At 61.0% G+C, this 23,323-nt stretch carries 35 protein-coding genes; 33 read left to right on the top strand and 2 right to left on the bottom strand.

Going from position 1 to position 23,323, the window contains the following annotated elements; all coding sequences use genetic code 11:
• Positions 1 to 31: 31 nt before the first annotated feature.
• From fusA to ACMG4O_RS15910, 32 genes are all read left to right on the top strand, one after another.
• Positions 32 to 2,131, top strand: a complete 2,100-nt coding sequence (fusA, locus tag ACMG4O_RS16065) for an elongation factor G (RefSeq protein WP_194856876.1) — start codon at positions 32 to 34, stop codon at positions 2,129 to 2,131.
• 32 nt (positions 2,132 to 2,163) lie between these two features.
• The gene (gene tuf, locus ACMG4O_RS16060; protein WP_142949704.1) at positions 2,164 to 3,357 is read left to right on the top strand and encodes an elongation factor Tu; all 1,194 of its coding nucleotides are present in this window, start codon (positions 2,164 to 2,166) and stop codon (positions 3,355 to 3,357) included.
• Between the two features lie 216 nt (positions 3,358 to 3,573).
• On the top strand, positions 3,574 to 3,885 hold the full coding sequence (gene rpsJ / locus ACMG4O_RS16055; protein WP_067612426.1) for a 30S ribosomal protein S10: 312 nt from the start codon (positions 3,574 to 3,576) through the stop codon (positions 3,883 to 3,885).
• A gap of 69 nt (positions 3,886 to 3,954) precedes the next feature.
• Complete coding sequence (gene rplC / locus ACMG4O_RS16050; protein ID WP_194856580.1) at positions 3,955 to 4,590, top strand: 50S ribosomal protein L3; 636 nt, start codon at positions 3,955 to 3,957, stop codon at positions 4,588 to 4,590.
• A 14-nt stretch (positions 4,591 to 4,604) separates the two neighbouring features.
• Positions 4,605 to 5,207: a 50S ribosomal protein L4 gene (gene rplD / locus ACMG4O_RS16045; protein ID WP_067612435.1), complete on the top strand. Its 603-nt coding sequence runs from the start codon at positions 4,605 to 4,607 to the stop codon at positions 5,205 to 5,207.
• Positions 5,204 to 5,500: a 50S ribosomal protein L23 gene (gene rplW, locus ACMG4O_RS16040; RefSeq protein WP_067612437.1), complete on the top strand. Its 297-nt coding sequence runs from the start codon at positions 5,204 to 5,206 to the stop codon at positions 5,498 to 5,500. The genes rplD and rplW overlap by 4 nt, the downstream gene beginning before the upstream one ends.
• Before the next feature lie 19 nt (positions 5,501 to 5,519).
• Complete coding sequence (gene rplB / locus ACMG4O_RS16035; RefSeq protein WP_142949700.1) at positions 5,520 to 6,344, top strand: 50S ribosomal protein L2; 825 nt, start codon at positions 5,520 to 5,522, stop codon at positions 6,342 to 6,344.
• A 22-nt stretch (positions 6,345 to 6,366) separates the two neighbouring features.
• The gene (gene rpsS, locus ACMG4O_RS16030) at positions 6,367 to 6,642 is read left to right on the top strand and encodes a 30S ribosomal protein S19 (protein ID WP_067612803.1); all 276 of its coding nucleotides are present in this window, start codon (positions 6,367 to 6,369) and stop codon (positions 6,640 to 6,642) included.
• 10 nt (positions 6,643 to 6,652) lie between these two features.
• A complete protein-coding gene (gene rplV / locus ACMG4O_RS16025; protein ID WP_414434136.1) occupies positions 6,653 to 7,006 on the top strand; it encodes a 50S ribosomal protein L22 in 354 nt (117 codons plus the stop codon).
• Between the two features lie 4 nt (positions 7,007 to 7,010).
• Complete coding sequence (rpsC, locus tag ACMG4O_RS16020; protein ID WP_194856579.1) at positions 7,011 to 7,709, top strand: 30S ribosomal protein S3; 699 nt, start codon at positions 7,011 to 7,013, stop codon at positions 7,707 to 7,709.
• A 13-nt stretch (positions 7,710 to 7,722) separates the two neighbouring features.
• The gene (gene rplP, locus ACMG4O_RS16015; protein ID WP_067612795.1) at positions 7,723 to 8,136 is read left to right on the top strand and encodes a 50S ribosomal protein L16; all 414 of its coding nucleotides are present in this window, start codon (positions 7,723 to 7,725) and stop codon (positions 8,134 to 8,136) included.
• Positions 8,137 to 8,139: 3 nt separating this feature from the next.
• Positions 8,140 to 8,331: a 50S ribosomal protein L29 gene (gene rpmC, locus ACMG4O_RS16010; protein WP_067612792.1), complete on the top strand. Its 192-nt coding sequence runs from the start codon at positions 8,140 to 8,142 to the stop codon at positions 8,329 to 8,331.
• A 2-nt stretch (positions 8,332 to 8,333) separates the two neighbouring features.
• Positions 8,334 to 8,603 (top strand): 30S ribosomal protein S17, encoded by a 270-nt coding sequence (gene rpsQ / locus ACMG4O_RS16005; RefSeq protein WP_142949698.1) that lies wholly within the window; start codon positions 8,334 to 8,336, stop codon positions 8,601 to 8,603.
• Between the two features lie 49 nt (positions 8,604 to 8,652).
• Complete coding sequence (gene rplN, locus ACMG4O_RS16000) at positions 8,653 to 9,021, top strand: 50S ribosomal protein L14 (protein ID WP_142949697.1); 369 nt, start codon at positions 8,653 to 8,655, stop codon at positions 9,019 to 9,021.
• Between the two features lie 15 nt (positions 9,022 to 9,036).
• Positions 9,037 to 9,351: a 50S ribosomal protein L24 gene (rplX, locus tag ACMG4O_RS15995; RefSeq protein WP_142949696.1), complete on the top strand. Its 315-nt coding sequence runs from the start codon at positions 9,037 to 9,039 to the stop codon at positions 9,349 to 9,351.
• A 13-nt stretch (positions 9,352 to 9,364) separates the two neighbouring features.
• Entirely contained in the window at positions 9,365 to 9,904 is a 540-nt protein-coding gene (gene rplE, locus ACMG4O_RS15990) for a 50S ribosomal protein L5 (RefSeq protein WP_067612780.1), read from the top strand.
• A 9-nt stretch (positions 9,905 to 9,913) separates the two neighbouring features.
• Positions 9,914 to 10,219, top strand: coding sequence for a 30S ribosomal protein S14 (rpsN, locus tag ACMG4O_RS15985; protein WP_067612777.1), 306 nt, complete (start codon positions 9,914 to 9,916; stop codon positions 10,217 to 10,219).
• Positions 10,220 to 10,260: 41 nt separating this feature from the next.
• Positions 10,261 to 10,653: a 30S ribosomal protein S8 gene (rpsH, locus tag ACMG4O_RS15980; protein ID WP_067612774.1), complete on the top strand. Its 393-nt coding sequence runs from the start codon at positions 10,261 to 10,263 to the stop codon at positions 10,651 to 10,653.
• 32 nt (positions 10,654 to 10,685) lie between these two features.
• Positions 10,686 to 11,219 carry a 50S ribosomal protein L6 gene (rplF, locus tag ACMG4O_RS15975; protein ID WP_142949695.1) on the top strand — a complete coding sequence of 178 codons (534 nt, stop codon included), beginning with the start codon at positions 10,686 to 10,688 and terminating at the stop codon, positions 11,217 to 11,219.
• A 17-nt stretch (positions 11,220 to 11,236) separates the two neighbouring features.
• Positions 11,237 to 11,587, top strand: coding sequence for a 50S ribosomal protein L18 (gene rplR, locus ACMG4O_RS15970; RefSeq protein ID WP_067612768.1), 351 nt, complete (start codon positions 11,237 to 11,239; stop codon positions 11,585 to 11,587).
• Positions 11,588 to 11,599: 12 nt separating this feature from the next.
• Positions 11,600 to 12,097 carry a 30S ribosomal protein S5 gene (rpsE, locus tag ACMG4O_RS15965; RefSeq protein WP_067612765.1) on the top strand — a complete coding sequence of 166 codons (498 nt, stop codon included), beginning with the start codon at positions 11,600 to 11,602 and terminating at the stop codon, positions 12,095 to 12,097.
• Positions 12,098 to 12,121: 24 nt separating this feature from the next.
• Positions 12,122 to 12,304, top strand: coding sequence for a 50S ribosomal protein L30 (rpmD, locus tag ACMG4O_RS15960; protein WP_067612762.1), 183 nt, complete (start codon positions 12,122 to 12,124; stop codon positions 12,302 to 12,304).
• Between the two features lie 3 nt (positions 12,305 to 12,307).
• A complete protein-coding gene (rplO, locus tag ACMG4O_RS15955; RefSeq protein ID WP_067612759.1) occupies positions 12,308 to 12,742 on the top strand; it encodes a 50S ribosomal protein L15 in 435 nt (144 codons plus the stop codon).
• A 12-nt stretch (positions 12,743 to 12,754) separates the two neighbouring features.
• Entirely contained in the window at positions 12,755 to 14,134 is a 1,380-nt protein-coding gene (gene secY, locus ACMG4O_RS15950) for a preprotein translocase subunit SecY (RefSeq protein WP_067612757.1), read from the top strand.
• A gap of 38 nt (positions 14,135 to 14,172) precedes the next feature.
• Positions 14,173 to 14,289 (top strand): 50S ribosomal protein L36, encoded by a 117-nt coding sequence (gene rpmJ / locus ACMG4O_RS15945; RefSeq protein WP_008928865.1) that lies wholly within the window; start codon positions 14,173 to 14,175, stop codon positions 14,287 to 14,289.
• A 125-nt stretch (positions 14,290 to 14,414) separates the two neighbouring features.
• Entirely contained in the window at positions 14,415 to 14,771 is a 357-nt protein-coding gene (rpsM, locus tag ACMG4O_RS15940; RefSeq protein WP_142949694.1) for a 30S ribosomal protein S13, read from the top strand.
• Between the two features lie 24 nt (positions 14,772 to 14,795).
• Positions 14,796 to 15,194, top strand: coding sequence for a 30S ribosomal protein S11 (rpsK, locus tag ACMG4O_RS15935; RefSeq protein ID WP_067609474.1), 399 nt, complete (start codon positions 14,796 to 14,798; stop codon positions 15,192 to 15,194).
• Between the two features lie 16 nt (positions 15,195 to 15,210).
• Positions 15,211 to 15,837, top strand: coding sequence for a 30S ribosomal protein S4 (gene rpsD, locus ACMG4O_RS15930; protein WP_067609472.1), 627 nt, complete (start codon positions 15,211 to 15,213; stop codon positions 15,835 to 15,837).
• Between the two features lie 20 nt (positions 15,838 to 15,857).
• Positions 15,858 to 16,865 carry a DNA-directed RNA polymerase subunit alpha gene (locus tag ACMG4O_RS15925; protein WP_142949693.1) on the top strand — a complete coding sequence of 336 codons (1,008 nt, stop codon included), beginning with the start codon at positions 15,858 to 15,860 and terminating at the stop codon, positions 16,863 to 16,865.
• A 60-nt stretch (positions 16,866 to 16,925) separates the two neighbouring features.
• Complete coding sequence (rplQ, locus tag ACMG4O_RS15920; protein WP_067609468.1) at positions 16,926 to 17,309, top strand: 50S ribosomal protein L17; 384 nt, start codon at positions 16,926 to 16,928, stop codon at positions 17,307 to 17,309.
• A gap of 205 nt (positions 17,310 to 17,514) precedes the next feature.
• The gene (locus tag ACMG4O_RS15915) at positions 17,515 to 18,051 is read left to right on the top strand and encodes a ferritin-like domain-containing protein (RefSeq protein ID WP_142949692.1); all 537 of its coding nucleotides are present in this window, start codon (positions 17,515 to 17,517) and stop codon (positions 18,049 to 18,051) included.
• A gap of 28 nt (positions 18,052 to 18,079) precedes the next feature.
• Positions 18,080 to 18,565, top strand: coding sequence for a GyrI-like domain-containing protein (locus tag ACMG4O_RS15910; RefSeq protein ID WP_335629381.1), 486 nt, complete (start codon positions 18,080 to 18,082; stop codon positions 18,563 to 18,565).
• Position 18,566: 1 nt separating this feature from the next.
• Here ACMG4O_RS15910 and ACMG4O_RS15905 read toward each other — a convergent pair whose 3' ends face one another.
• The gene (locus tag ACMG4O_RS15905; protein ID WP_414434135.1) at positions 18,567 to 18,923 is read right to left on the bottom strand and encodes a hypothetical protein; all 357 of its coding nucleotides are present in this window, start codon (positions 18,921 to 18,923) and stop codon (positions 18,567 to 18,569) included.
• A 130-nt stretch (positions 18,924 to 19,053) separates the two neighbouring features.
• Here ACMG4O_RS15905 and ACMG4O_RS15900 point away from each other — a divergent pair, with 130 nt between their 5' ends.
• Complete coding sequence (locus tag ACMG4O_RS15900) at positions 19,054 to 20,463, top strand: SDR family NAD(P)-dependent oxidoreductase (RefSeq protein WP_142949689.1); 1,410 nt, start codon at positions 19,054 to 19,056, stop codon at positions 20,461 to 20,463.
• Between the two features lie 9 nt (positions 20,464 to 20,472).
• Here ACMG4O_RS15900 and uvrA read toward each other — a convergent pair whose 3' ends face one another.
• On the bottom strand, positions 20,473 to 23,316 hold the full coding sequence (gene uvrA / locus ACMG4O_RS15895; RefSeq protein WP_142949688.1) for an excinuclease ABC subunit UvrA: 2,844 nt from the start codon (positions 23,314 to 23,316) through the stop codon (positions 20,473 to 20,475).
• Between the last annotated feature and the right edge of the window lie 7 nt (positions 23,317 to 23,323).

Raw genomic sequence — 23,323 nt, 5'->3', positions numbered from 1 at the left:
GTATTGGATTCAGTGAATCGAGGTTAGCAGCGTGGCACGTAAGACTCCTCTCAACCGCTATCGCAACATTGGTATCTGCGCCCACGTGGACGCGGGCAAGACTACCACCACCGAGCGCGTCCTCTTTTACACCGGTGTGTCTCACAAAATCGGTGAGGTACACGACGGTGCCGCGGTCATGGACTGGATGGAGCAGGAGCAGGAGCGTGGTATTACCATTACCTCCGCTGCCACCACTACCTTCTGGCAGGGCATGGACCAGCAGTACGACCAGCACCGGATCAACATCATTGATACCCCGGGGCACGTGGACTTCACCATTGAGGTGGAACGTTCCCTGCGTGTACTCGACGGTGCCGTGGTGGTGTTCTGTGGTACTTCCGGTGTGGAGCCGCAGTCCGAGACCGTATGGCGTCAGGCCAATAAGTACGAAGTGCCCCGCGTGGTGTTCGTCAACAAGATGGACCGCGCCGGCGCCGACTTCGAGCGCGTGGTCGAGCAGATCCGCAAGCGTCTGGGTGCCAAGGTGGTTCCCATTCAGCTGAACATCGGTTCCGAAGATAACTTCAAGGGCGTGGTCGACCTGATCCGCATGAAGGCGATCTATTGGAACGAAGGCGACATGGGTATGACCTACGAGCAGAAGGACATCCCCGAAGAGCTCCAGGCCCGTTGCGACGAGCTGCGCGAGCAGATGGTCGAGTCCGCCGCCGAGGCCTCCGAAGAACTGATGGAGACCTACCTGGAGAATGGCGAGCTGACCAACGAGCAGATCAAGGCTGGTCTGCGTCAGCAGGTCATCGCCAACGAGATCGTTCTGGCTCTGTGCGGCTCCGCCTTTAAGAACAAGGGCGTGCAGGCGCTGCTGGACGCGGTGATCGAATACCTGCCGGCGCCGGACGAAGTGAAGGCGATCCAGGGTGTACTGGAAGACGGTGAAACCGTTGAGGCCCGTAAGTCCAGCGACGACGAGCCGTTCTCCGCCCTGGCGTTCAAGATCGCCACCGACCCGTTCGTGGGCTCGCTGACCTTCATCCGCGTTTACTCCGGCGTGCTGAACTCCGGTGACAGCGTGATGAACTCCGTTCGCGACAAGAAAGAGCGCGTCGGCCGTCTGCTGCAGATGCACTCCAACTCCCGCGAGGAGATCAAGGAAGTGCGCGCCGGCGACATCGCCGCCTGCGTGGGTCTCAAGGACGTCACCACCGGTGACACCCTCTGTGACCTGAACAAGGTGATCATCCTTGAGCGCATGGAATTCCCGGATCCGGTGATTTCCGTGGCGGTGGAGCCGAAGTCCAAGGCCGACCAGGAGAAGATGGGCATGGCGCTGGGTCGTCTGGCACAGGAGGATCCGTCCTTCCGTGTGAAGACCGACGAAGAGTCCGGCCAGACCATCATTTCCGGCATGGGCGAGCTGCACCTGGACATCCTTGTCGACCGCATGAAGCGGGAGTTCAAGGTGGAAGCGAACATCGGCGCGCCGCAGGTGGCTTACCGCGAAACCTTCACCAAGCCGGTGGACGTGGAAGGTAAGTTCGTCAAGCAGTCCGGTGGTCGTGGTCAGTACGGCCACGTCAAAATCAAGTTCGAGCCCATCGATCGCGATGCGGACTTCGAGTTTGAAGAGCAGATTCACGGCGGTGTGGTTCCGAAAGAGTACTTCGGTGCTGTTCAGAAAGGTATCGATGAGCAGCTGAAGTCCGGTGTGCTGGCCGGCTACCCGGTGCTGGGCGTGAAAGCGATTCTCTACGATGGTTCCTACCACGAGGTGGATTCCAACGAGAACGCCTTCCGCATGGCCGGCGGCCTGGCGGTGAAGAACGCCGCGAAAGAGGGTGGTGCCGTTCTGCTCGAGCCGATCATGAAGGTCGAAGCGGTTACCCCCGAGGAGTACATGGGCGACGTCATGGGTGACCTGAGCCGTCGTCGTGGCACCGTGCAGGGCATGGAAGACACTCTGTCCGGCAAGGTGATTCGTGCCGAAGTGCCGCTCTCCGAGATGTTTGGCTACGCGACCGATCTGCGTTCCATGTCTCAGGGTCGCGCCAGCTACTCCATGGAGTTCCTGAAGTACTCCGAGGCACCGCGCAATATCGCCGATGACGTCATCAGCGGTAAGAAATCTTAAATTTACGGATAATTTGTTAAGGGTATTGAGCCGTGGCAAAGGAAAAGTTTGAACGTAACAAACCGCATGTAAACGTAGGCACCATCGGTCACGTTGACCATGGTAAAACCACGCTGACCGCCGCCCTGACGCGGGTCTGTTTCGAGACCTGGGGCACCGGTTCCGCGAGCGCGTTCGATTCCATCGATAACGCCCCGGAAGAGCGTGAGCGCGGTATTACCATCGCGACCTCCCACGTTGAGTACGACTCTCCGAAGCGTCACTACGCGCACGTTGACTGCCCGGGTCACGCCGACTACGTGAAGAACATGATCACCGGCGCGGCGCAGATGGACGGCGCGATCCTGGTGGTGAGCGCGGCCGACGGCCCGATGCCGCAGACCCGCGAGCACATCCTGCTGTCCCGTCAGGTTGGCGTTCCGTTCATCGTTGTGTTCCTGAACAAAGCGGACATGGTGGACGACGAAGAGCTGCTCGAGCTGGTCGAGATGGAAATCCGCGAGCTGCTCAGCGACTACGACTTCCCGGGCGACGACACCCCGATCATCACCGGTTCCGCGCTGAAGGCGCTGGAAGGTGACACCAGCGACATCGGCATGCCGGCGGTAGCCAAGCTGGTGGAGTGCCTGGACGAGTACATCCCGGAGCCGGAGCGCGCCGTGGACCAGCCGTTCCTGATGCCGATCGAGGACGTGTTCTCCATCTCCGGCCGCGGTACCGTGGTAACCGGTCGTGTGGAGCGCGGTATCATCAAGGTGGGTGACGAGATGGAAATCGTGGGTATGAAAGACACCATGAAGACCACCTGCACCGGCGTTGAGATGTTCCGCAAGCTGCTCGACGAAGGTCGTGCCGGCGAGAACGTGGGCGTGCTGCTGCGCGGCACCAAGCGTGACGAAGTAGAGCGTGGCCAGGTGCTGGCGAAGCCGGGCTCCATCACCCCGCACACCAAGTTCGAGGGTGAGGTGTACGTGCTGAGCAAGGACGAGGGCGGCCGTCACACCCCGTTCTTCAACGGCTACCGTCCGCAGTTCTACTTCCGGACCACCGACGTGACCGGCGCTTGCCAGCTGCCGGAAGGCACCGAGATGGTGATGCCGGGCGATAACGTGCAGATGAGCGTCGAGCTGATCGCACCGATCGCCATGGAAGAAGGCCTGCGCTTCGCGGTCCGCGAAGGCGGCCGCACCGTTGGCGCCGGCGTGGTGTCCAAGATCATCGAGTAAAGGGAAATAAAAAGGCCGGGGCCCTTGCCCTGGCCTTTTTTTATCCCTATAATTTGCGCCCTCTTAACCGGTAAACAAAGCACCGGCTAAAGAGCGCGATCAACCGGGGCATCGTTCCCGGGCTTGTTTTGACACCCACCACCTTCCGGACGGACAGGTTGGGCGGGCTTTTTGCCATCTAAAGAATGGTACGAAACAGTCTGGAGTTTGTTAGCTATGGCTAACCAAAGAATCCGCATCCGTCTCAAGGCCTTTGATCATCGTCTCATTGATCAGTCCGCCCAGGAGATCGTGGATACGGCAAAACGGACGGGTGCGCAGGTACAGGGTCCAATCCCTCTGCCGACGCGTAAAGAACGGTTTACTGTGCTGATCTCTCCGCATGTGAATAAGGATGCGCGTGATCAGTACGAGATCCGCACCCACAAGCGGCTGGTCGACATCGTTGAGCCCACGGATAAAACCGTGGATGCGCTCATGAAGCTTGACCTGGCGGCTGGTGTGGACGTGCAGATTAGCCTGGGATAACTGGCCTGAGATTGCTCAGACCGACAACTACGGGCGGTTCAACCGCGACAGGTTGTGAAGAGGTAGACAATGGCGATTGGTGTAATCGGTCGGAAGTGCGGGATGACCCGGGTGTTCACTGAGGAAGGTATCAGTGTTCCGGTGACCGTCATTGAAGTGACCCCGAATCGGGTGAGTCAGGTCAAGACCGAAGAAACAGATGGCTACGAAGCCGTGCAAGTGACGGTGGGTGAGCGCCGGGCCAGCCGGGTGACCAAGCCGCAGGCCGGTCACTTCGCGAAGGCTGGTGTCGAAGCCGGCCGCAGCGCGGGCGAGTTCCGCGGCGAAGTCGGCGAGCTGCAGGCCGGCTCCGAGGTGACTCTTGAGGTGTTCGAAGCGGGTCAGTCCGTGGACGTAACCGGCACTTCCAAGGGTAAAGGCTTCGCGGGCGGCGTGAAGCGTTGGAATTTCCGTACTCAGGACGCTACCCATGGTAACTCCTTGTCACACCGCGCGCCGGGTTCTATTGGTCAGAACCAGACCCCGGGCAAGGTTTTCAAGGGTAAGAAGATGGCGGGTCATCTGGGCGCCGAGCGCGTAACGGTTCAGAACCTTGAAATCGTGCGTGTGGATGCGGAAAAGAATCTGTTGCTGGTAAAGGGTGCCATCCCCGGTGCGGCCGGTGGTGATGTTATCGTGCGCCCGGCAGTGAAGGCGAAGGCCTGAAAGAGGAATAGAGGATGAATCTCAATACTGCCTCTGGAGGTACCGTAACCGTTTCTGAAGTCGCCTTCGGCAAAGACTTCAACGAGCCTCTGGTTCATCAGGTTGTGACCGCGTTTCTGGCCGGTGCCCGTCAGGGTTCCAAGGCTCAGAAGAATCGCGCGGCGGTAAGCGGTGGTGGCCGTAAGCCCTGGCGTCAGAAAGGTACTGGCCGGGCCCGTGCCGGCACTATCCGCAGCCCGCTGTGGCGTGGCGGCGGCAAGACGTTTGCCGCAGAACCCCGCGATTTTTCCCAGAAGGTGAATCGCAAGATGTACCGCGGCGCGTTGCGTTGCATTTTTTCCGAGCTGGTACGTCAGGAACGTTTGGTGGTGGTCGACGAGTTCAACATCGACTCACCGAAAACCAAGCAGGTGGCATCCAAGCTAAAGGATCTGGAATTGAGCAGTGTGCTGATCGTGACCAGCGAGGTGGATGAAAACCTCTACCTGGCGGCACGCAACCTGCCCAAAGTGGATATTCGCGACGCCAGTGGCGTGGATCCGGTCAGTCTCATCGCCTTCGAGAAGGTGCTGGTGACAGTTCCGGCTCTGAAGCAGCTTGAGGAGGCGCTGGCATGAACAAAGAGCGCATTTTTAACGTACTTCTCGCGCCGCACGTTTCGGAGAAAGCCACGCTGGTGGCCGATCAGGGCAACGCCTTCGTTTTCAAGGTGGCGAAAGACGCCAACAAGCTTGAAATCAAGAAGGCCGTGGAAGCGCTGTTCGACGTGAAAGTGGAGTCCGTGCGGACTCTCAGCGTCAAAGGCAAGCAGAAGTTCTTCGGGCGTGTCGCCGGTAAGCGCGCGGGCTGGAAGAAGGCTTATGTGTCTCTGGCGGAAGGCCAGGACATCGACTTCCTGGGCGCAGAGTAAGGTAAGGGAGTAAGTAATCATGGCGATTGTTAAAGCTAAGCCGACTTCCCCGGGCCGCCGCTTTGTGGTCAAGGTGGTTAATGAGGATCTGCACAAAGGTGCACCTTATGAGCCGCTGCTGGAAGCGAAGAGTAAAAGTGGCGGTCGTAATAACAACGGCCGCATCACCACCCGCCATAAAGGCGGTGGTCACAAGCAAAAGTATCGTCGCGTCGACTTTCGTCGGGACAAGGACGGTATCGCCGGTGTGATCGAGCGCCTTGAGTACGACCCCAACCGGTCCGCTCATATCGCCCTGATCAAATACCTGGATGGTGAGCGTCGCTATATTCTGGCGCCGCGTGGCCTGAAAGCCGGTGATCGTATCCAGTCCGGTGAAGACGCGCCGATCAAGGCGGGTAACGCTCTGCCGCTGCGCAACATTCCGCTGGGTTCCACGGTTCATAACGTGGAAATGAAGCCCGGTAAGGGTGGCCAGCTGGCCCGCTCCGCCGGCACCGCGATTCAGGTGCTGGCAAAGGATGGTGGCTATGTCACCCTGCGTCTCCGCTCCGGCGAGATGCGCAAGGTGAGCGCCGAGTGCAAGGCCACCATCGGTGAAGTTGCCAACAGCGAGCACAGTCTGCGCTCGCTGGGTAAGGCCGGCGCCAAGCGCTGGCGGGGTGTTCGCCCGACCGTACGTGGTGTGGCGATGAACCCGGTGGATCACCCTCATGGTGGTGGTGAAGGTCGCACTTCCGGCGGTCGTCACCCGGTTACCCCCTGGGGTGTACCTACCAAGGGCCACAAAACGCGTACAAACAAGCGCACCTCCAAGATGATTGTGCGTGACCGTCGTAAGTAAGGGATAGAGAGAGGTTCAGGCTGTGCCACGTTCACTGAAGAAAGGTCCGTTTCTGGATCACCACCTTTTGAAGAAGGTGGAAGAAGCGGTGGAAGCCGGCTCCCGTAAGCCGATCAAAACCTGGTCCCGTCGCTCCATGATCATCCCGGAGATGGTGGGCTTGACCATCGCGGTACATAACGGCCGTCAGCATGTTCCGGTATTGATCACCGAGCACATGGTGGGCCACAAGTTGGGCGAATTCGCCCTGACCCGCACATACCGCGGGCACATCGTGGACAAGAAGGCTAAGCGATAAGGTGACAGCCATGGCGACTGAAGTTACTGAAGTTGCAGCCCGTCTGCGGGGCGCAAGAATTTCGGCTCAAAAAGCCCGCCTTGTGGCCGACCAGATCAGAGGTCTGGAGGTGGAGAAGGCGCTGAATGTTCTGGCCTTTAGCCCCAAGAAGGCGGCCCGGATTGTAAAGAAAGTGCTGGAGTCCGCGATTGCTAACGCGGAAAACAACGACGGCGCTGACGTGGATGAGCTGAAAGTTTCCACAGTGTTTGTGGACGAGGGCATGACGATGAAGCGTATTCGAGCGCGCGCCAAAGGCCGCGCCGATCGCATCCTCAAGCGCACTTGTCACATCACTGTAAAAGTCTCAGAAGGTCAGGAGTAACCAGATGGGTCAGAAAGTTCATCCGATCGGTATTCGCCTGGGCATTGTCAAAGAGCATAACTCGCTCTGGTATGCCGGGCAGAAAACCTATTCCGACTGCCTGGTTTCCGACCTGCAGGTGCGTGAATATCTGTTCAAGCGCCTGAAGAATGCCTCGGTGAGCCGTATCAAGATCGAGCGCCCGTCAGAAAACGTGCGCATCACGATCTCCACGGCGCGTCCGGGTATTGTGATCGGTAAGAAAGGCGAGGACGTCGAGCGCCTGCGTCGCGACGTGGCCGCCAAGATGGGCGTTCCGGTGCACATCAATATCGAAGAGGTGCGCAAGCCGGATCTCGACGCCCGCCTGGTGGCCGACAACGTCGCCGGTCAGTTGGAGCGTCGGGTAATGTTCCGCCGCGCTATGAAGCGCGCGGTGCAGAACGCCATGAAGTCCGGCGCCGAAGGTATTCGGATTCAGTTGTCCGGACGCCTGGGTGGCGCCGAGATCGCCCGTACCGAGTGGTATCGCGAAGGCCGGGTGCCGCTGCACACGCTGCGTGCGGACATCGATTATGCCAGCGTTCGCGCCGAAACCACTTACGGCACCATTGGCGTAAAGGTCTGGATCTTCCGTGGCGAAGTGCTTGGTGGCATGGAGCAGATTCAGGAAGAACAGAAGCAACAGCAGTCCAAGGGCGCCAAGAAGCGCGGCCGCGGTTAAAGGGTAACGAACGATGTTGCAGCCGAAGCGTACCAAATTCCGGAAAGTTCATAAGGGCCGTAACCGCGGCCTGGCACAGCGGGGCAGCAAGGTGTCTTTCGGCACCGTGGGCCTGCAGGCTACCGGTCGTGGCCGCATTACCGCCCGCCAGATCGAAGCAGCCCGTCGTGCCATGACCCGGCACATCAAGCGGGGCGGCAAAATCTGGATCCGTGTGTTCCCGGATAAGCCGATCACCCAGAAGCCGCTCGAAGTCCGGATGGGTAAAGGTAAGGGTAACGTGGAGTACTGGGTGGCTCAGATTCAGCCGGGCCGCATGCTCTACGAAATGGAAGGTGTTTCAGAGGACGTAGCGCGAGAAGCGTTCCGCCTCGCCGCGGCCAAGCTGCCGATCAGCACCCGCGTAGTGACTCGGACGGTGATGTAAGCCATGAAAGCGAGCGAACTGAGAGAAAAGAGTGTCGAAGAGCTGAACAACCAGCAGCTCGAGTTGCTTGAAGAGCAGTTTAAGCAGCGCATGAAACTGGCATCCGGGCAGCTTTCACAAACCCATCAGCTTGGGAAGGTTCGCCGTGATATTGCACGGGTGAAAACCATTCTGAGAGAGAAGCAGGGTAACTAGGCATGGCAGAAGCGAAAGAGATACTGCGCCGGACCGCTACTGGCAAGGTCATTTCCAACAAGGGTGAGAAAACGATCACCGTGTTGGTGGAGCGCCGGGTGCAGCACCCGATTTACGGCAAGATCATCAAGCGGTCAACCAAGTTGATGGCGCATGATGAAGAGAATCAGTGCAACGAAGGCGACCTGGTCACGATTGAAGAGTGCCGCCCGTTGTCCAAGCGTAAAACCTGGATGCTGGTGAACGTGGTGGAGCAGACCAACAAGGTCTGACCAAGGTTGCTGTGGCTGCCTGCAGGGCAGGAGTTGGAGAGAGTAAGCGATGATTCAGACCGAAACGATGCTCGAAGTCGCCGATAACAGCGGCGCCCGTCGAGTGCAGTGCATCAAGGTGCTGGGTGGCTCCCACCGCCGCTATGCAGGCATTGGTGACGTCATCAAGGTCACAGTAAAGGAAGCGATTCCGCGCGGCCGCGTTAAGAAGGGTGATGTGATGACCGCTGTGGTGGTCCGCACCCGCCGCGGTGTGCGCCGCCCGGACGGCTCCGTGATTCGTTTTGATGAAAACGCCGCGGTGCTGTTGGGCAACAACAAGGCGCCGGTAGGTACCCGGATCTTTGGACCGGTGACCCGTGAGCTGCGTACCGAGCAGTTCATGAAAATCATCTCCCTGGCACCGGAAGTTCTTTAAAGGCGGGTGAACGTAATGCTCAAGATCAAGCGTGATGATGAAGTCATCGTAATCGCGGGCAAGGATAAAGGTAAGCGCGGCAAGGTTCAGCGCGTGCTGCCGAACGGCCGTCTGATCGTGGCCGGGGTGAACGTGGTTAAGAAACACGTACGCGCCAATCCGAACCGTGGTATTCAGGGCGGCATCGTCGAACAGGAAGCGGGTATCGACGCTTCCAATGTGGCCATCTGGAACCCCAAGGCCGAGAAAGCGGACCGTGTTGGCTTCCGTTTCGAGGATGGCGATAAGGTGCGTTTCTTCAAGTCTAGCGGCGAAACGCTGGACGCGTGAGGACAGGTGGACCATGAGTGATCTGAAAAAGGTTTACAACGAACAGATCGTGGCAAAGCTCAAAGAAGAGCTGGGTTACGACAATGTCATGGAAGTGCCGAAAATCACCAAGATCACCCTGAACATGGGTGTCGGTGAAGCGGCCGCGGACCGTAAGGCCATCGAAGGCGCCTTGTCCGACATGACCGCGATTGCCGGCCAGAAGCCGCTGATCACCAAGGCGCGTAAGTCCGTTGCGGGTTTCAAGATTCGTGAAGGCTGGCCGATCGGCTGCAAGGTGACCCTGCGCAATCGCCGTATGTACGAATTCCTGGACCGCCTGGTGGCGGTGGCGATTCCCCGGATGCGCGACTTCCGTGGTTTGAATCCCAAGTCATTCGACGGCCGGGGCAATTATTCCATGGGGCTGCGCGAGCAGATCGTGTTCCCCGAAGTGGATTTCGACAAGGTTGATAAGCTGCGTGGTATGGACATCACCATCACCACCACGGCGAAAACCGACGACGAGGCACGCGCGCTGTTGCGCGCCTTCAACTTCCCGCTGAAGGGCTGAGGATTTGTCATGGCAAAGGTCTCTATGAAAAATCGGGAGGCGAAGCGCGCCAAGTTGGTTCAGCGTTACGCCGCCAAGCGTCAGGCGCTGAAAGCGATCGTTAACGATCCCAACGCCGAACCCGAAGCAAAATGGGACGCGCAACTGCAGCTCCAGAAGCTGCCGCGCGATTCCTCTCCGGTGCGCCAGCGTAATCGCTGCCGGATTACCGGTCGTCCGCACGGCTACTACCGGAAGTTCGGTTTGAGCCGTATCAAGCTGCGCGAAGCAGCGATGCGCGGCGACGTCCCCGGTCTGGTTAAGGCCAGCTGGTAAGCAAGCCAAGATATAGGCATGAGTAGCGGAGCGATTGCGGCATGAGCATGCAAGATACCCTGGCGGATATGTTTACTCGTATCCGTAACGCGCAGATGGCCCGGAAAGCCAAGGTGGAGATTCCTTCTTCCACGGCTAAGCAGGCCATTGCCAAGGTACTGAAGGAAGAAGGTTACATCGAAGGCTTCTCGGTGGCCGGCGACAAGAAGCCCGTGCTGACCGTGGACCTTCGGTATTTCGAGGGCAGTCCGGTAATCGAAAAGATTTCCCGTGTCAGCCGCCCCGGTCTGCGTGTCTACAAAAACGCCGGCCAGATTCCCAAGGTCAAGGGCGGCCTTGGTGTGATGATCGTGTCCACCAACCAGGGCATTCTTTCCGATCGCGCAGCGCGCCAGGCTAATGTAGGCGGCGAGCTGATCTGCGAAGTGTCCTAACGGTAGCGGTGTAGACGGGTTTAGGTGCAGCAATGTCTAGAGTAGCGAAAAATCCGGTTAAGTTGCCCAGCGGCGTCGAGCTGAAAATCGACGGTCGCAAGGTGTCCGTAAAGGGCAGCAAAGGCAACCTGGAACATGAAGTGCACGAGCAGGTGGACGTGTCGTTTGAAGACGGTATCTTCACCGTCAAGCCGCGCGAGGAGTCCCAGGAATCCTGGGCGCTGGCCGGTACCACCCGCGCGGTGGTGAACAACATGGTCACCGGCGTCTCAGAGGGCTTCGAGCGCAAGCTGGTCCTCAACGGCGTGGGTTATCGCGCCCAGGCTCAGGGCAAGACCCTGAACCTGACGCTGGGTTTCTCCCATCCGGTGGCGTATCAGCTGCCCGATGGCATCACCATCGAAACCCCGACCCAGACCGAAATTGTTGTCAAGGGCATTGATAAGCAGCTGGTTGGTCAGGTTGCCGCCAATGTCCGGGCCTTCCGTCCGCCCGAGCCCTACAAAGGCAAGGGGGTGCGCTATGCTGATGAGCAGGTGCGCCGTAAGGAAGCCAAGAAGAAATAATTGTTGAGACTAGAGCCATGATGGACAAGAAACTTGCACGTCTGCGCAGGGCCAAACGTACTCGCCTTAACATCCGCGAGTCCGGCCAGATCCGTCTGTCCGTACATCGCACCCCGCGCCACATCTACGCGCAGATCACCAGCGCGGCTGGTGACCGGGTTCTGGTTACGGCGAGTACCGTCGAGAAGGACCTGCGCGAAGCGGCCACCGGCAATGCCGACGCCGCATCGAAAGTAGGCGAACTGATTGCGAAGCGCGCCAAAGAGGCGGGCATCGAGCGTGTAGCCTTTGATCGTTCCGGATTCCGTTATCACGGTCGGATCAAGGCGTTGGCGGATGCCGCGCGCGAAAACGGGCTTGAATTCTAAGGGTGCTTGGTTATGGCGAAAGTTGATCCCAACGAAGGTCTCCAGGAGAAGCTGGTTCAGGTGAACCGGGTTGCCAAGGTAGTAAAAGGCGGCCGCATCTTCGGTTTCACTGCGTTGACTGTAGTGGGCGACGGCAAAGGTAAGGTAGGCTTCGGCCGCGGTAAGGCACGCGAAGTGCCGGCCGCCATCCAGAAGGCGCTGGAAGCCGCCCGCCGCAACATGATTCAGGTGGACCTGAAAGGCACCACCATTCAGCACCCGATCAAGGCACGCCATGGCGCCTCCAAGGTGTACATGCAGCCTGCCGACGACGGTACTGGTGTGATTGCCGGTGGCGCGATGCGCGCGGTGCTGGAAGTGGCCGGCGTGCAGAACGTTCTGGCGAAGTGCTACGGATCCACCAATCCAGTGAACGTGGTGCGTGCAACGTTCAACGGGCTGAAGCAGATGTCCTCACCGGAGTCGGTGGCGGCTAAGCGCGGCAAGTCCGTTGAAGAGATTCTCGGCTAAGCGCACACAGACGGAAGCTTAACGATGGCTGACAAGATCAAAGTAACCCAGGTTAAAAGCAGCAGCGGTCGGCTGGAAGGCCACAAGGCCTGTGTGCGCGGTCTCGGGCTGCGCCGCATCGGTCACACCGTGGAAGTTGAAGACACACCTTCCGTACGTGGCATGATCAACAAAGTCGCGTACTTGGTACGGGTAGAGGGAGAATAAGCGATGCGTCTCAATGATTTGCATCCAGCTGACGGATCCCGTCCGGACGAGAAGCGGGTTGGCCGTGGTATCGGTTCCGGCCTGGGCAAGACCGGTGGCCGCGGCCACAAAGGTCAGAAGTCCCGTTCCGGCGGCACCGTGAAGCCTGGTTTCGAAGGCGGCCAGATGCCGCTGCAGCGTCGGGTTCCCAAGTTCGGCTTCACCTCCAAGCTGGCCATGGCCACCGCGGAAGTGCGTCTGGCGGAGCTGGCCAAGGTGGAAGGTGACGTGATCGACCTGGCGGCCCTGAAGGACGCCGGTGTTGTTCGCTCCGATAAGAAACGCGCCAAGATCGTGCTGCGCGGCCAAATCGACCGCGCGGTAACCATCCGCGGCGTCGCCCTGACCAAGGGTGCTCGCGAAGCGGTGGAGAAGGCCGGCGGTAAAATCGAGGAGTAATAAGGCGGGGCTATGGCCAAGAACCGTGCACAAACACTGAACAACAACACCGCGGCCACCGGCGGCGCCACTCGTGAGCTGTGGCGCCGCATCGGTTTCCTGCTGGGAGCCCTGCTGGTGTTCCGGATCGGTGCGCACATCCCGGTTCCCGGAATGAACCCGGAAGCGTTGGAACAGATGTTCAACAACAACCGGGACACCATTCTTGGCATGTTCAATATGTTCTCCGGCGGTTCGCTGGAGCGCATGAGCATCTTCGCCCTGGGTATCATGCCGTACATTACCGCGAGCATTGTTATCCAGCTGATGAGCGCGGTGGTTCCCTCCCTTGAGCAGCTGCGCAAGGAAGGCGAGCAGGGTCGCCGCAAGATCACCCAGTACACCCGTTATCTGACGGTGGCACTGGGCGCGATTCAGTCGTTTGGTGTGTGCGCGGGCCTTAAAAGCCAGGGCATCACCCTGTTGCCGGAGGCGGCGTCCACCATGCAGGTGGCCAGCTTCTACTTCGTGGCCGTGACCACGCTGGTAACCGGCACGGTGTTCCTGATGTGGCTGGGTGAGCAGATCACCGAGCGCGGTATCGGCAATGGTATTTCCATGCTGATCTTCGCTTCCATCGTGGCCGGTCTGCCCGGCGCGGTGGCGCAGACTTTCGAATCGGCCCGTCAGGGCGATCTGAGTCTGCTGGCCATGCTGCTGGTGTTCCTGGTGGCGGTGGCGGTGATCTTCGGTGTGGTGTTCGTCGAGCGTGGTCAGCGGAGAATCACCGTTAACTACGCCCGGCGGCAGCAGGGCCGCCGCGTCTATGCGGCCCAGCAGAGCCATCTGCCGTTGAAAGTGAACATGGCGGGCGTGATTCCGGCGATTTTCGCCAGTTCCATCCTGCTGTTCCCGGCGTCGCTGAGCCAGTGGTTCAGCACCAGCGACCCGGATTCCTGGTGGGGCCAGGCCCTGCGTGTCGTCAGCGACGCGCTGCTGCCCGGCACACCGTTGTACATTTTGTTGTTTACCCTGGCGATCGTGTTCTTCTGCTACTTCTACACGGCCCTGGTATTCAACCCGAAAGACGTGGCGGACAATCTCAAGAAATCCGGGGCTTACATCCCGGGTATCCGCCCCGGCGAGCAATCCGCTCGTTATATCGACACGGTGATGGGTCGGCTGACCCTGATCGGTTCGGTGTACATGACGCTGGTATGCCTGCTGCCTCTGGGTCTGCAGGGGGTGTGGAACGTGCCTTTCTATCTGGGCGGCACCTCACTGTTGATCGTGGTGGTAGTGGTTATGGACTTCTGGTCGCAGGTTAATTCGCACCTGATGTCCACCCAGTACGAGAAGTTGATGAAGAAGGCCAACCTGAAAGGGTATGGCGGCACCGGTCTGGTGCGATAACCGGCCCACGGGCTTGAAGGTAAAGTGAGGCGAGTGCGATGAAAGTTCAGGCTTCTGTTAAGAAGATCTGCCGCAACTGCAAGGTAATCCGCCGGAAGGGCCGGGTTATGGTGATTTGCAGTGCCGAGCCCCGGCATAAGCAGCGCCAGGGCTAACGGCCCGGTTGGGCAGAACTTCTTTTCCTAGTGTTTGGTTGAAATTCAGTCGGTGTAACGCTAGACTCTTCCGCCTTTCGGCGCCAGAGGCTGGCACTACCGCGTTGTGAATCGGAGATATTCGGATGGCCCGTATTGCAGGCGTTAACATCCCGGACAACAAGCATTCGGTGATTTCACTCACCTATATTTTCGGGATCGGCCGCACCCGCGCTCGCGCTATTTGCGAGCAGACCGGCATTGAGCCGACCGTCAAGGTGCGTGACCTTTCCGGCGACCAGCTGGACGCGATCCGCGCCGAGGTCGCCAAGGTTTCCACGGAGGGCGATCTGCGCCGGGAAATCAACATGAATATCAAGCGTTTGATGGATCTGGGCTGCTACCGCGGCATCCGTCATCGCCGTGGGCTGCCGCTGCGCGGCCAGCGTACCAAAACCAATGCCCGGACCCGCAAGGGCCCGCGGAAACCGATCCGCAAGTAAGTCCTGATATCTGGATAAGTAAGCATGGCTAAAGCGAAAAGAGACAGTGGCGCACGTCGGAAGAAGGTAACGCGGACCGTTGCGGACGGTATCGCGCATGTACACGCTTCTTTCAACAACACCATCATCACCATCACCGACCGTCAGGGCAACGCTTTGTCCTGGGCGACCTCCGGTGGTGCCGGCTTCCGTGGTTCCCGCAAAAGCACGCCTTTCGCGGCCCAGGTGGCTGCCGAAAACGCGGGTAATGCCGCCAAGGATTACGGGTTGAAGAACCTGGAAGTCCGAGTCAAGGGTCCCGGTCCGGGCCGTGAGTCCTCTATTCGCGCGCTCAACGGCTGTGGCTACAAGATTACCCACATTCAGGACGTGACGCCCATTCCGCATAATGGTTGTCGTCCGCCCAAGAAGCGCCGCGTGTAACGGGAGTTAGAGCAAGATGGCAAGATACATCGGTCCCAAGTGCAAGCTTTCCCGTCGTGAAGGCACTGATCTGTTCCTCAAAAGCGGCATTCGTCCGCTGGAATCCAAGTGCAAGGCGGAACAGCCCCCCGGTCAGGCCGGCGGTGGCCGTCGCCCCAGCCGCCTGTCCGACTACGGCGTGCAGTTGCGCGAGAAACAGAAAGTCCGTCGCATGTACGGCGTTCTGGAAAAGCAGTTTCGCGGCTACTACAAGAAAGCCGCCCGGTCCCGCGGCGCCACCGGCGAGGTGCTTCTGCAGCTCCTGGAAGGCCGTCTGGACAACGTGGTATACCGTCTGGGCTTCGGCGCGACCCGTTCCGAGGCACGCCAGCTGGTATCACACCGCGCGATCCTGGTTAACGGTCGTAGCGTGAACATCGCCTCCTACCAGGTGAGCCCCGGTGACATCGTTACCGTGCGTGAAAAGGCCAAGAACCAGCTGCGCGTCAAGAACGCCATGGAACTGGCCCAGCAGCGCGGCTTCCCGACCTGGGTGGAAGTGGACGAGAAGAAGTTCGAGGGCACGTTCAAAGCCCTGCCGGAGCGTATCGATTTGCCGGCCGAGATCAACGAAAACCTGATCGTCGAGCTGTACTCCAAGTAAGGACTGCCTGAGGGATCTCTATGACCGCCGTGAACGAATTTCTCACGCCCCGCTCGATCGCGGTCAACGCGATCAGCGAGACCCACGCCAAGGTCGTACTGGAGCCGCTGGAGCGTGGTTTCGGCCATACTCTGGGCACGGCGCTGCGCCGCATCCTGCTGTCCAGCATGCCTGGCTGCGCGATCACCGAAGTGGAGATCGACGGTGTACAGCACGAGTACTCCTCCATCGAGGGTGTGCAGGAAGATGTGATCAACATCCTCCTCAACCTGAAGGGCGTGGCCCTGAAGATGGAAGATCGCGAAGAAGCGACCCTGGAACTGGTCAAGAAAGGCCCGGGCGATGTTACCGCCGACGATATCCAGCGCGATCACAGCGTTGAGATCGTTAACCCGGACCACCTGATCTGCACCATCACCGGCGACACCGAACTGCGTGTGCGCCTGAAAGTGCAGAAAGGCCGTGGCTACGAAGCCGCCGACACTCGTCAGAGTGATGACGACGAAACCCGCGGCATCGGCCGCCTGCAGCTGGATGCCAGCTACAGCCCGGTGCGCCGCGTGGCGTACGTGGTGGAGGCCGCCCGGGTCGAGCAGCGTACCGACCTGGACAAGCTGGTGATCGATCTGGAAACCGATGGCACCATCGATCCGGAAGAGGCGATCCGCCGTGCCGCCACCATTCTGCAGCAGCAGATCGCGGTATTCGTGGATCTGGAGCAGGACGCCAAGCCCGAGCCGAAGCAAGAGCGCGAAGAGATCGATCCGATCCTGCTGCGCCCGGTGGACGACCTGGAGCTGACCGTTCGTTCCGCCAACTGCCTGAAGGCGGAGAATATCTACTACATCGGTGATTTGGTTCAGCGTACCGAGGTCGAGCTTCTCAAGACCCCGAACCTGGGCAAGAAGTCCCTCACCGAGATTAAGGATGTGCTGGCCTCCAAGGGCCTGTCGCTGGGCATGCGCCTGGAAAACTGGCCGCCGGTCAGTCTCCGGGATGATGACCGGCTTAACACCAAGTTGCGTTAATCAACCGCACTAACAGAGTTGTCATGGGCGCCTTGGCGTCCCTGAAATAGGAACAGAACCATGCGTCATCGCAAGAGCGGCAGAAAACTGAACCGGAACAGCTCACACCGTCAGGCCATGTTCCGCAACATGGCGGTGTCGCTGTTCGAACATGAAGCGATCAAAACCACCTTGCCGAAAGCCAAGGAGCTGCGTCGGGTGGCCGAGCCCCTGATCACCCTGGCCAAGGAAGACTCGGTGGCCAACCGCCGTCTGGCGTTTGACCGTACCCGGTCCAAGGAAATGGTCGGTAAACTGTTCAACGAACTGGGTCCGCGCTACAAGGCGCGCCCGGGTGGCTACCTGCGTATCCTCAAGATGGGCTTCCGGGCCGGCGACAACGCCCCCATGGCCTACGTGGAGCTGGTGGATCGTCCGGAAGGCGAGATCGCCGACGCGGAATAAGTCGCCCCTGCGGGACGACACAAAGAACCGGGCCCAGGCCCGGTTTTTTTGTGTCTGAGAAAAGGCCCGCCGGCGCCGGCCAGGGCCCGGCGTGCCCCGGACTGGTGCGCCCGCTTTACCGGATTTTGCGATTTCCCGCCTTGTTCCGGGCTGCCAACGGCCGCATCCCTGTGTAGTGTTAAGAAAAGCAACGCAGGGAGAATCCATGAGTAACAGTCAGCCTTTTCTGACCGATGTGAAGACACTGCGTGAACGGGCCCGCCAGCATATCGAGCAGGGCGCCGTCACCGCCGGCTACAACGCCGACCGCGAGACCGTTCTCAAGCTGCTTAACGAAGCGCTGGCCACCGAGATCGTCTGCACACTGCGTTACAAGCGCCACTACTACATGGCCGACGGGCTCAACGCCAGCATCGCGGCCGACGAGTTCCTCGAGCACGCCCAGCAGGAACAGCAGCACGCGGACTGGCTGGCGGAACGCATCGTGCAGCTCGGCGGCGCCCCCAATTTTTCCCCTGAAGGCTTGCAGAGCCGCTCCCACGCCGAGTACGTGGAAGGCGAGACCCTCAAGGAGATGGTCAAGGAAGATCTGATCGCCGAGCGCATCGCCATCGACAGCTACCGGGAGATCGCCACCTACCTGGGTGACAAGGACCCGACCACCCGCCGCATCATGGAAGAGATACTGGCTCAGGAAGAAGAGCACGCGGACGACATGGCGTCGATCCTGGAATCGTTGTGAACCGACCCGGCCAAGGAGGAAACAGCTAGTGGCGACCCCCGAAAGAAGCACCCCGGAGCGTCAGCGCCAGCACGGCAAGACCGTGGCGGGCATTCAGATACGCACCAATAACGATCTTGAAATGCACGCCGAGGATTCCCGGCTCAGCCGTCTTTGGGAAAAATTCGATGACGAGCGTCTGGCGCACTCAATACCGGACAAAGCCGCCGGCTCCCCGGTTTACGGTGTCTACACCGAGTTCGATGACGGCGTCGCCGGCGATTACAGCGTACTTGCCGGTGTCGAAGTCACCGACGAGGAGAAAGTGCCGGAGGAGTACGCCACCGTGACCCTGGAAGCCGGAGACTACCTGGTGTTCCAGGGGCGGGGCAGGATGCCCGACACGGTCATGGAGACCTGGGGGCAGGTATGGCATTACTTCGAGAGCGACGACGCCCCGGAGCGTGCCTTCCTCACCGACTATGAAGTCTTCGAAGGCGGCGACCAGGTGACCATTTACGTGGGCGTGAAGTAACTCAGCCCCGCACCTGGCGGCCCCGATAGATCATCGTTTTAGGCGACGCGGCACGGCCCGGCTCCGTTTCGGAGTCGGGCTCTGGAAGAGGCTGGCCCCGGTACATACGTTTGGGCGCCGTCTTTTCCGGCTCAGGGGGCGCCTCGGAGGCGCCGGCTTCCCGGGCAATGTCGTCCATCAGCCGGGCCAGCTCCCGGGATTGGCTGCGTGCCGCGAAGCGGTCCAGTTCCTGGCGAAGTTGTGGGTCGGTGAGCGACAGGCGCGTACCGAACTCGTCGCGGATCAGGCGGCGACACTGGTTGACCAGCGCGACCACGCGATAGTGCATCAACCAGTGCGTGTTGATTCCTTCGCTCATGATCTCGACTCCGTCACAATGGCTCTGAGAACCAAGCAGGTTCCGTGCCATAGCGGCGCCGGCCTTCACGGTTCGAAGCGCGCGGCGCCGGCATAATCAAAGTGTTTTATTCACCGAGGGTGTGAAAGCTATGATTCGCTTGCAGGAGCGCGTTCAGGTGCGCCGGCCCACGGCGGATTGTTACCGGTACATGCTGGATATGGCAGCGTCGGAGCAGTGGAACCCGGCTGTCGAGAACGCCCGCAAAAGCACGCCGGGCCCGGTCGGCCGGCAGAGCCGTTTTGAAGTGGATTATCGCTTCGCCGGCCGCCAGCGCGCCTTCGGCTATGAACTTGTCGACACCGACCCGGGGCGCAGCCTGAGCCTGCGCGGTCAGGGCCCGGACGCCAGCGCCCGCGAGCACATTGAGTTCCGGCCCGGGGCCGACGAGACCTTCACGGAAATTCTCTACACCCTCGATCTGGATGTGGGCGGGCTCGCCGAACGCCTGCAGGCCATCATCAAGCCCTGGCTCACCGCCATGGGGCACCGCGCCATGGAGGACCTGCGCCGTGCCCTGGAGCCCTCCCGCGTTGAAGAACCCGGCGTCTGGCAATGGCTGCGCTATCGCGCGCTGCTGCCCGCCGCCCTGGAATTCTCACGGCTTGGCTACCAGTCCATGCCGGACCGCGGGCTCAGTGATTTCATCGACGGCCGCATCGTCGTGGTCACCGGTGCCACCGGCGGGCTGGGGCTGGCCGCCGCCAAGGAGCTCAGCCGCCTCGGCGCCACCCTGATTCTGGTCGGGCGCGACCGTGAGCGTCTGCGGCAGGCGCAGAACGCGGTACGCGCCTTCAGCGGCTGCGGCGTGGACGCCCTGCACACCGTGGAGGCCGATCTGTCACGGCTCGAGGAAGTGCGCCTGGCGGCCACCCGTATTCACGCCCTGACTCCGGAAGTGCACGGCCTGATCAACAACGCCGGCGCGCTGTTCAATGAGCGCGACCTGACCACCGAAGGCACCGAGCGCACCCTGGCGGTCAACCTGCTGGCGCCTTACCTGCTCACCGAGAAGCTTTTGCCCGCCCTGGAGCGGGGCCAGGGGCGCGTGGTGAACGTGGCCAGCGGCGGTCTGTACCTGCAGGCGCTGCACCTGGACGACATGGAATTCGAGAACGAGCGCTTCGACGGCGCCAAGGCCTACGCCCGGGCCAAGCGGGCGCTGGTGGCGCAAACCGAGCACTGGGCGGAGCAACACCCGGGCGTTCGCTTCAACAGCATGCATCCCGGCTGGGCGGACACCCCCGGCGTCGCCGCCTCTCTGCCGGTGTTCCATAAACGGGTCGGGCCCTGGCTCCGCTCGCCGCGCCAGGGCGCGGACACCATGGTGTGGCTGGTCAGCAGCCCGGCGGTGGCGAACATCAGCGGCCGTTTCTGGTTCGACCGCCGGCCCCGGCCCACCGCCGTGCTGCCCGGCACCCGGGTCACGCCGGAACAGCGCCGCCAGCTGGCACGCTGGCTGGCCGCCCGCTGCCGGCCCGGCCACGGCGGGCCGATCTGAGGCGCCGCTTCAGGAAGACGCTTTCAGCATCGATTTCAGGAAGCGCCCGGTGTGGCTGCCCTTGGCCTTGGCCACTTTTTCGGGCGTGCCCTGGGCGATCACCCGGCCGCCGCCGTCGCCGCCCTCGGGCCCCAGATCAACGATCCAGTCCGCGGTTTTGATCACATCCAGGTTGTGCTCGATCACCACGATGGTGTTGCCGTGGTCGCGCAGCCGGTTGAGCACATCCAGCAGCATCTGGATATCCTGGAAGTGCAGGCCGGTGGTGGGTTCGTCGAGAATATAGAGCGTGCGGCCGGTGTCGCGCCGGGACAGCTCACGGGCCAGTTTCACCCGCTGTGCCTCGCCGCCGGACAGGGTGGTGGCGGCCTGGCCCAGCTTCACATAGCTCAGGCCCACATCCAGCAGGGTCTGCAGGCGACGCTGCAGGGCCGGCACCGCATCGAAGAACTCGCGGGCTTCCTCGATGGTCATTTCCAGCACTTCGTAGATGTTCTTGCCCTTGTAGGTGACTTCCAGGGTCTCCCGGTTGTAGCGGCGGCCGTCGCACACCTCGCAGGGCACATAGATGTCCGGCAGGAAGTGCATCTCCACCTTGATCACGCCGTCGCCCTGGCAGGCTTCGCAGCGGCCGCCCTTGACGTTGAAGCTGAAGCGGCCGGGCTTGTAGCCCCGCGCCCGGGCTTCCTGGGTGCCGGCGAACAGCTCGCGCACCGGCGTGAAAATGCCGGTGTAGGTGGCCGGGTTGGAGCGCGGCGTGCGGCCGATCGGGCTCTGGTCGATGTCCACCACCTTGTCCAGATGCTCCAGACCTTCCAGGCGCTCATGGGGCGACGCTTTCAGGGTGGTGGCCTTGTTCAGGGTGGTGGCCGCCAGCGGGTAGAGCGTGTGGTTGATCAGCGTTGATTTGCCCGAACCGGACACCCCGGTGACACAGGTGAACAGGCCCAGCGGCAGCTTCAGCTCGGTGCCTTTGAGATTGTTGCCGGTGGCGCCGGTCAGGGTCAGCCAGTCGTCCCCGGTGGTCCTGCGCTTGGCGGGCACTTCAATGCGCCGGCGCCCGGACAGGTAGTCGCCGGTGAGGGAGTCCTTGTTGGCGGCCACTTCCTCGGCGGTGCCCTGGGCCACCACCCGGCCGCCGTGCACGCCGGCGCCCGGGCCGATGTCGATGACATGGTCGGCGGTGCGGATGGCGTCCTCGTCGTGCTCCACCACCAGCACCGTATTGCCCAGGTCCCGCAGGCGGGTCAGGGTGGACAGCAGGCGCTCGTTGTCGCGCTGGTGCAGACCGATGGAAGGCTCGTCGAGCACGTACATGACGCCCACCAGGCCGGCGCCGATCTGGCTGGCCAGGCGGATACGCTGGGCCTCACCGCCGGACAGGGTCTCGGCGCTGCGCTCCAGGTTCAGATAGTCCAGACCCACATTGACCAGAAACTGCAGCCGGTCGCGGATTTCCTTGAGAATCTTCTCGGCGATTTCGCCGCGGTTGCCGGGCAGCTTCAGGTTGTCGAAATAGTCGAACGACTTGCCCACCGCCAGACGCACCAGCTCGGGCAGGGTGGTGTTGTCGATAAAGACGTTACGGGCCGCCTCGCGCAGGCGGGACCCGTCGCAGCTGGGGCAGGTGGACGTGGACAGGTAGCTGGCCAGATCCTCGCGCACCGCCTCGGACTCGGTTTCCCGGTAGCGCCGCTCCATATTGGGCACGATGCCCTCGAACGGGTGGTTGCGCTTGATGATGTCGCCCCGGTCGTTCAGATAGCGGAACTCCACGCTCTCCTTGCCGGTGCCGTAGAGAATCTTGCGGCGCACCGTCTTGTCCAGATCCTTGAACGCCACGTCCATGTCGAAATCCAGGCTCTGCGCCAGGGCGGTGAGCATCTGGAAATAGTAGACATTGCGGCGGTCCCAGCCGCGGATCGCGCCTTCCGCCAGGGACAGCTCCTCGCTGGTGATCACCTTGTCCTCGTCGAAGAACTGCTTCACGCCCAGGCCGTCGCAACTGGGGCAGGCGCCCGCCGGGTTGTTGAACGAGAACAGGCGCGGCTCCAGCTCCGGAATCGAGTAGCCGCAATGGGGGCAGGCGAACTTCGCCGAGAAGGTGATTTCCTCGCTGTCACCGTCCAGGGGCTTGCCGTCCATGGAGGCGATGATGGCGATATCGTCGGCCAGGTTGAGGGCGGTCTCGAAGGACTCCGCCAGCCGGTTCTGCAGGTCCGAGCGCACCTTGAAGCGGTCCACCACCACTTCGATGGTGTGCTTCTTGTTCTTGTCCAGGTCCGGGGTGTCGTCCATATCGTAGATACGACCGTCCACGCGGACACGGATAAAGCCCTGGGCGCGCAGCTCGTCGAACAGATGCAGGTGCTCGCCTTTCTTCTCGCGGATCACCGGGGCCAGCAGCATCAGCTTGCTGCCTTCTTCCATGGCCAGCACCTGGTCCACCATCTGGCTGATGGTCTGCGCGGCCAGTGGGGCTTCGTGCTGCGGGCAGCGCGGCTCGCCGACCCGGGCGAACAGCAACCTCAGGTAGTCGTAGATCTCGGTGATGGTGCCCACCGTGGAGCGCGGATTATGGCTGGTGGATTTCTGCTCGATGGAGATCGCCGGGCTCAGCCCTTCGATGTGGTCCACATCGGGCTTCTCCATCATCGACAGGAATTGCCGGGCATAGGTGGACAGGGACTCCACGTAACGGCGCTGGCCTTCGGCGTAGAGGGTGTCGAACGCCAGCGACGATTTCCCGGACCCGGAAAGTCCGGTGATCACCACCAGCTTGTCACGGGGAATGTCGAGGTCCACGTTTTTCAGGTTATGGGTGCGAGCGCCCCGAACCAGAATGGTATCCATGAGATGG

Origin of the sequence: Alloalcanivorax venustensis (assembly GCF_047495515.1) — a bacterium.
Classification (GTDB): domain Bacteria; phylum Pseudomonadota; class Gammaproteobacteria; order Pseudomonadales; family Alcanivoracaceae; genus Alloalcanivorax; species Alloalcanivorax venustensis.
Note: the sequence above shows the minus strand (reverse complement) of the source record. Positions and strands in the feature narration are given on the sequence as shown.